General features: G+C 69.2%; 3 protein-coding genes. 1 reads left to right on the plus strand and 2 read right to left on the minus strand.

Annotated features, from left to right (window positions below):
• Window positions 1-223 precede the first annotated feature (223 nt).
• Window positions 224-2,629, plus strand: coding sequence for a lysylphosphatidylglycerol synthase transmembrane domain-containing protein (locus AW273_RS31705; RefSeq protein ID WP_232327693.1), 2,406 nt, complete (start codon window positions 224-226; stop codon window positions 2,627-2,629).
• Here AW273_RS31705 and mgrA read toward each other — a convergent pair.
• Window positions 2,626-3,651: an L-glyceraldehyde 3-phosphate reductase gene (gene mgrA, locus AW273_RS31710; protein ID WP_062356376.1), complete on the minus strand. Its 1,026-nt coding sequence runs from the start codon at window positions 3,649-3,651 to the stop codon at window positions 2,626-2,628. The genes AW273_RS31705 and mgrA overlap by 4 nt on opposite strands.
• Entirely contained in the window at window positions 3,648-5,699 is a 2,052-nt protein-coding gene (locus tag AW273_RS31715) for a S9 family peptidase (protein ID WP_062356378.1), read from the minus strand. The genes mgrA and AW273_RS31715 overlap by 4 nt, the downstream gene beginning before the upstream one ends.
• Window positions 5,700-6,000 lie beyond the last annotated feature (301 nt).

The raw sequence follows: 6,000 nt of genomic DNA on the forward strand, positions 1-6,000 counted from the left end.
CCACAATGCGCACAGTTCCCCCTTGTTGAACGGGCCGGGGGAAGGCGGCACCAGACTGGCAGCCACACGAGGTTTCAGGCCACGTTCGAGGGTTACGGCGCGTCGGCGCGAAACGGGCCGCGATCCATAGACTCGACCAGGAGGGGGACTCCGGGGGTCAGGTCGCTGTGCCGTGACTTTCGATTGTGGACACTGGCAACAAAGATCGCAGACAATCACGGTGGTGAGGGGCATCAAGGAAAAGGACGACTCTCTGACGTCCCCGGACTCCGGGGTCGTCCTCGTCGTGGAGCCCTTGCTGCCGCAGCGCATCCGGCGTCCGTCCGACCTGCTCCGGCTGCTGATGACGCTGCTGGCGATCACCGCCGTGGTCCTGCTCGCCCTGGTCGCCCGAAGCACTCTGAACGGGCTGGAGACCGACGTCCAGGCGGGCACCGGCCGTGCTCCCGAATGGCTCTCGTCGGTCGCCGGACTGCTGGGCGGCGTCGCCGTGCTGGCCGTGCCCGTGGCGTTCGCGGTCGAGCGGGTGTTCCACCGCGACGGCATGCGGGTGGCCCAGGGGCTGATCGCCGCGATCCTGGCGCTGCTGCTGTCGTACACGATCGGTGAGTGGATGGTCAGCTCCGGCCCGGTCGAGCTGCGCCAGCTCCTCACCGGGAACCGCGACGTCGAGCCCCTCAACACGGTGCTCACCCCGGCCATCGCCTACGCCACGGCCGTGCGCATGTCGCGCCGGCCCCGCTGGCGGGCGCTGCTCTGGTTCGCGCTCACCCTCGACTTCTTCGCGCTCTTCACCGCCACCAAGATCACCGCGCTGGGCGCGATCGTCACCTACCTGGTGGGCCTCGCCGTCGGCTTCGCCACGCTCTACGGCGTCGGCAGCGCCAACACCCGGCCGCCGGGCAGCGCCGTCGTGGCCGCGCTGCGGCGGCTCGGCTTCTCGATCGTCAGCGCCCGCCGGATCGACGACGACAGCTCCGGCAGCCGCCGCTACATCATCGGCCTGGCCGACACCACCCGGTTGTCGGTGACCGTCCTCGACCGCGACCGCCAGGTCGCCGGGGTCGTCTACCGCCTCTGGCGGCGCCTGCGGCTGAACAGCGAGACCCGCCGCCGGGCCATCCGCTCGTTGCGGGCCGAACTCGAACGCGAGGCCCTCATGGCCTACGCCGCCGAGGCCGCCGGGGCCAGCACCCCCCGCCTGCTCGGCACCAGCGAGGTCGGCACCGAGGCGGCGCTGCTGGCCTACGAACACGTCGAGAGCCGCCCCATCGAAGACCTGGCCGACGAGGAACTCGGCGACGAGCTGCTGGTCCAGACCTGGGAGCAGATCCGCCTGCTGCACGCTCGGCGGCTGGCCCACCGCCACCTGACCGGCGAGTCGATCCACCTGTCGCCCGACGGCCGGATCGTGCTCGTCGACGCCCGGTCGGGTGAGATCGCCGCCGGCGACCTGCTGATGCGCCTCGACGTCGCGCAACTGCTGGCCTACCTGGGCCTGCGCGTCGGCCCCGAACGGGCGGTGAAGACCGGCGCGGCCGTGCTCGGCGCCGACTCCATAGCGTCGGCGCTGCCGCTGCTCCAGCGCATCGCGCTGGCCCGCGAGACCCGGTCGGCGGCCCGCAAGGACAAGGCGCTGCTGCCCGCGCTGCGCGAGCAGATCGTCGCGCTGAAGCCGCAGGCCACCGTCGAGGAGGTCCGGCTCGAACGGTTCCGGCCGCGCACCCTCGTCACGATCATCGCCAGCGCGCTGGCCGCCTACTTCCTGCTCTCCCAGCTCAGCCAGGTCAACCTGGTGTCGGTGATCACCAGCGCCCACTGGGGCTGGGGCGGCGTCGCCCTGCTCGCCGCGGCGGCCAGCTACATCGCCGCCGCCTCGATGTTGCGCGGGTTCGTGCCCGAACAACTGCCCTACGGCCGCACGATCCTCGTCCAGCTCGCCTCGTCGTTCGTCAAGCTGGTCGCCCCCGCAGCCGTGGGCGGCGTCGCGATCAACACCCGCTACCTGCAGAAACGGGGAATCCCGCCGGGTCAGGCGGTGGCCAGCGTGGGCGCCTCGCAGCTCATCGGGCTGGTCTCCCACATCATGTTGCTGCTGCTGGCCGGCTATCTCACCGGCACCCAGGCGGCGCCGTCGCTCACCCCGTCACGGGGCCTGCTGATCACCCTGCTCGCCATCGCCGTCGTGATGGTGGCCATCCTGGCCGTGCCGCCGCTGCGGCGCATGCTCTCGACCCGCGTCCGGTCGTTGTTCAGCGGGGTCGTGCCCCGGCTGCTCGACGTGCTGCAATCGCCGGCCAAGATCGTTGAGGCCGTGACCGGGACGATGATGGTCACGGTCTCTTTTGTCATCTGCCTGGCCGCCTGCGTGAAGGCGTTCGGCGGTGAGCTGGGCATCACCGCCGTCGCCGTCGTCTTCCTCGCCGGGAACGCCATCGGCTCGGCCGCGCCGACGCCGGGCGGCCTCGGCGCGGTCGAGTTGTCGCTCACGGCCGGGCTGACCGTGGCCGGGCTCAACCCGACCATGGCCACCTCGGCCGTGTTGCTGTTCCGCCTGATGACCTTCTGGCTGCCGGTGCTCCCCGGCTGGGCCTCGTTCACCTGGCTCCAGCGCAACGACCAGCTCTAGGCGTCGCTGCTGCGCTGCCACAGGTTGATGCCGGCCTCGACCGCGTCCTTGTCGATCGCGTCGAGCTCCTCGGCCGAGAACGCCAGGTTCTTGACCGAGTCGAGGCTGTCGTCGAGCTGCTTGACGCTGCTCGCCCCGATCAGCACCGAGGTCACCCGCTTGTCGCGCTGCGCCCACGCGAGGGCGAGCTGCGCCAGCGTCTGGCCCCTGCTCTTGGCCAGCTCGTTGAGGGTGCGGATGTGCCGCAGGGTCTCCTCGGTCAGCAGGTCGGGGCTGAGCGACTTGCCCTGCGAGGCCCGCGACCCCTCCGGCACGCCGTCGAGGTAGCGGTCGGTCAGCATGCCCTGCGCCAGCGGGGAGAACGCGATGCACCCCACGCCCAGGTCACCCAGGGTGTCGAGCAGCCCGCCCTCGATCCACCGGTTGAGCATCGAGTAGGACGGCTGGTGGATCAGCAGCGGCGTGCCGAGGCCCTTCAGGATCTCGTACGCCTCCACCGTCCGCTCCGGCGAGTAGGACGAGATGCCCGCGTACAGCGCCCGGCCCGACCTGACCGCCGTGTCGAGCGCCCCCATCGTCTCCTCAAGAGGGGTCTCCGGGTCGAACCGGTGGCTGTAGAAGATGTCGACGTAGTCGACGCCCATCCGCTTCAGCGACTGGTCGAGGCTGGCCAGCACGTACTTGCGCGACCCCCACTCGCCATAGGGCCCCGGCCACATGTCGTAACCGGCCTTGGTCGACAGGATCAGCTCGTCGCGGTACGGCCGGAAGTCCTGGGCGAAGATCGTCCCGAAGTTCTTCTCCGCCGAGCCGTAGGGCGGGCCGTAGTTGTTGGCCAGGTCGAAGTGGGTCACCCCGCGATCGAACGCGCGGCGCAGGATCGCCCGCTGCGACTCGATCGGCTTGTCGTCGCCGAAGTTGTGCCAGAGCCCCAGCGAGACCGCCGGCAACTTCAGCCCGCTCCGCCCCGTCCGGTTGTACGGCATCGGCCCATAGCGGTCGGCGGCGGCGACATACGTCATTCGGTCACTCCCAGTCGGTCGAGAATCCAGGACAGCGTGAACGCCTCCTCGTGCCACGCGTCGTAGCGCCCGCTGCGACCCCCGTGCCCGGCCCCCATCTCGGTCTTCAGCAGGAACGGCCCGCCCTTGGCGGTGTCGCGCAGCCGCGCGATCCACTTGGCCGGTTCGTGGTAGAAGACCCGGGTGTCGTTGAACGAGGTGATCGCGAGTATGGGCGGATACGTCACGTCACGCACATTCTCGTAGGGCGAGTACGACTTCATGTACTCGTACACCTCCGGGTTGTGCAACGGGTCGCCCCACTCGTCCCACTCGATCACCGTCAGCGGCAGCGACGGGTCGAGGATGGTGTTGAGCGCGTCGACGAACGGCACCTCGGCGACGACCCCGGCGAACTCCTCGGGCGCGAGGTTGGCCACCGCGCCCATCAGCAGGCCGCCGGCGCTGCCGCCCCGGGCCACGACGGCGCTCGACCAGGTGCCGCGCAGGTGCCTGGCCACGGCGACGAAGTCGGTGAAGGTGTTCTTCTTCTGGAAGAACTTGCCCTCCTCGTACCACCGGCGGCCCATCTCCCCGCCGCCCCTGACGTGGGCGACCGCGAAGACCAGGCCGCGGTCGAGCAGCGAGAGCCTGGCCACCGAGAAGTAGGGGTCGATCGAGGTCTCGTAGCTGCCGTAGCCGTAGAGGAGGGTGGGCGCCTTCTTCGGGGTGCCCTTCCTGGCCACGATCGAGATGGGGATCTTCGTGCCGTCGTCGGCGACGGCCCACTCGCGGAACTGCTCGTAGTCGTCGGGGTCGTAGCCGCCGAGGACCGGCCGCCGGCGCAGCAGGATCAGTTCGCGGGACCGGAGGTCGTAGTCGTACACCGAAGGCGGCGTGACCATCGAGGTGTAGCCGAGCCTGAGCCGGTTGGTGACGTATTCGGCGTTCCCGCTCGGCGCCACGTCGTAGAGCGGCTCGGGCCACTCGATCTCGTAGGGGTCGTCGTCCTGCGGCAGGATCCGGATGCCGGTCAGGCCGTCGCGCCGGAAGTGGACGACCAGATGCGACTCGAAGGCGTCGACGTCGAGCAGGCGCGTGTTGTCCTGGTGGTGGATCAGCGGGGTCCACGCCGCCGAGTCGGCGACGGGGGCGCTCGCGAGCTCGAAGTTCTCGGCGTTCTCGTTGTGCAGGATCAGGAAGCGCTCGCCCTGGTGGTCGAGGTGGTATTCGAGGCCGGTCTCCCGCGCCCTGACCACCTGGAACTCGCCGGCCGGGTTGAGCGCGTCGAGGAACCAGACCTCACTGGTGATCTTGCTGTGCGCGTTGAGGAGCAGGTAGCGCTCGCTGCGCGACAACCCGATGCCGACCCAGAACCGCTCGTCCCGCTCGTGGTAGACCTCGACGTCGTCGGCCTGCCCGAGCGTGTGGCGGTGGACCTTGTCGGGCCGCCAGGCGTCGTCGACCGTGGTGTAGAAGAAGGTGCTGCCGTCCTTCGACCAGGCGCCGCCGTAGAAGATGCCGGTGATCTCGTCGGCCAGCAGCTCACCCGTGCCGAGGTCCTTGAACCGCAGGGTGAACCGCTCGTCCCCCGCGAAGTCGGTCGAGTACGCCAGCATCGTGCCGTCGGGGCTGACCCGGCTCACCCCGAGGGCGAAGTGGGGACTGTCGCCGGCCAGTTCGTTCCCGTCGAGGATGACCTGCTCGTTCTCGAGCTTCTCGCCGGGCTCGACCGTCGGGGGGTCTTCTCCCTCGGCCGGTACGCGGCACTGGATGCCGTACTGCTTTCCTTCCTCGGTACGGGAGTAGTACCACCAGGCCCCGAGCCGGGCCGGGACCGAGAGGTCGGTCTCCAGGGTCCGGCCCTTGATCTCCTGGAAGATGTTGTCGGCCAGGGGCTTGAGGCGTCCGGTGACCTGCTGGGTGAAGACGTTCTCCGCCTCCAGGTAAGCGACGACGTCGGGGTCGTCCTTCTTCGCGAGCCAGGCGTACTCGTCGATCACGGTGTCGCCGTGATGCGTACGCTCAACAGGGGCTTTCTTCGCCGTAGGTGGCTGCTCACTACTCACCCGGTCGAGTCTAGGCACCGCGCTTCCCGGATCTCCGGGGCTCGTTGATCTGTCCGTCGCCGGAATGATCTCGGGGAATGAATCGGGGGGTGTCGTCGTTGAATCTGGTCCGACGGCCTCTCAGGGGCTGCTAATCTTGAGGAGTCGGGGACGCCCCCGGCAGACCCCCTCCAACATCCACCCGGAGAACCGGGCGATTTGACATCGCCGGGGATGTGGGTAAGTTAGAGGGGTTGCTCTTCGGCAGGAACCGGGAAAACGTCGAATTTGACACTAACCGGAACCGCTGAAAAGATAAAGA

It is taken from the genome of Herbidospora yilanensis (assembly GCF_001570565.1).
Taxonomy (GTDB): Bacteria; Actinomycetota; Actinomycetes; order Streptosporangiales; family Streptosporangiaceae; genus Herbidospora; species Herbidospora yilanensis.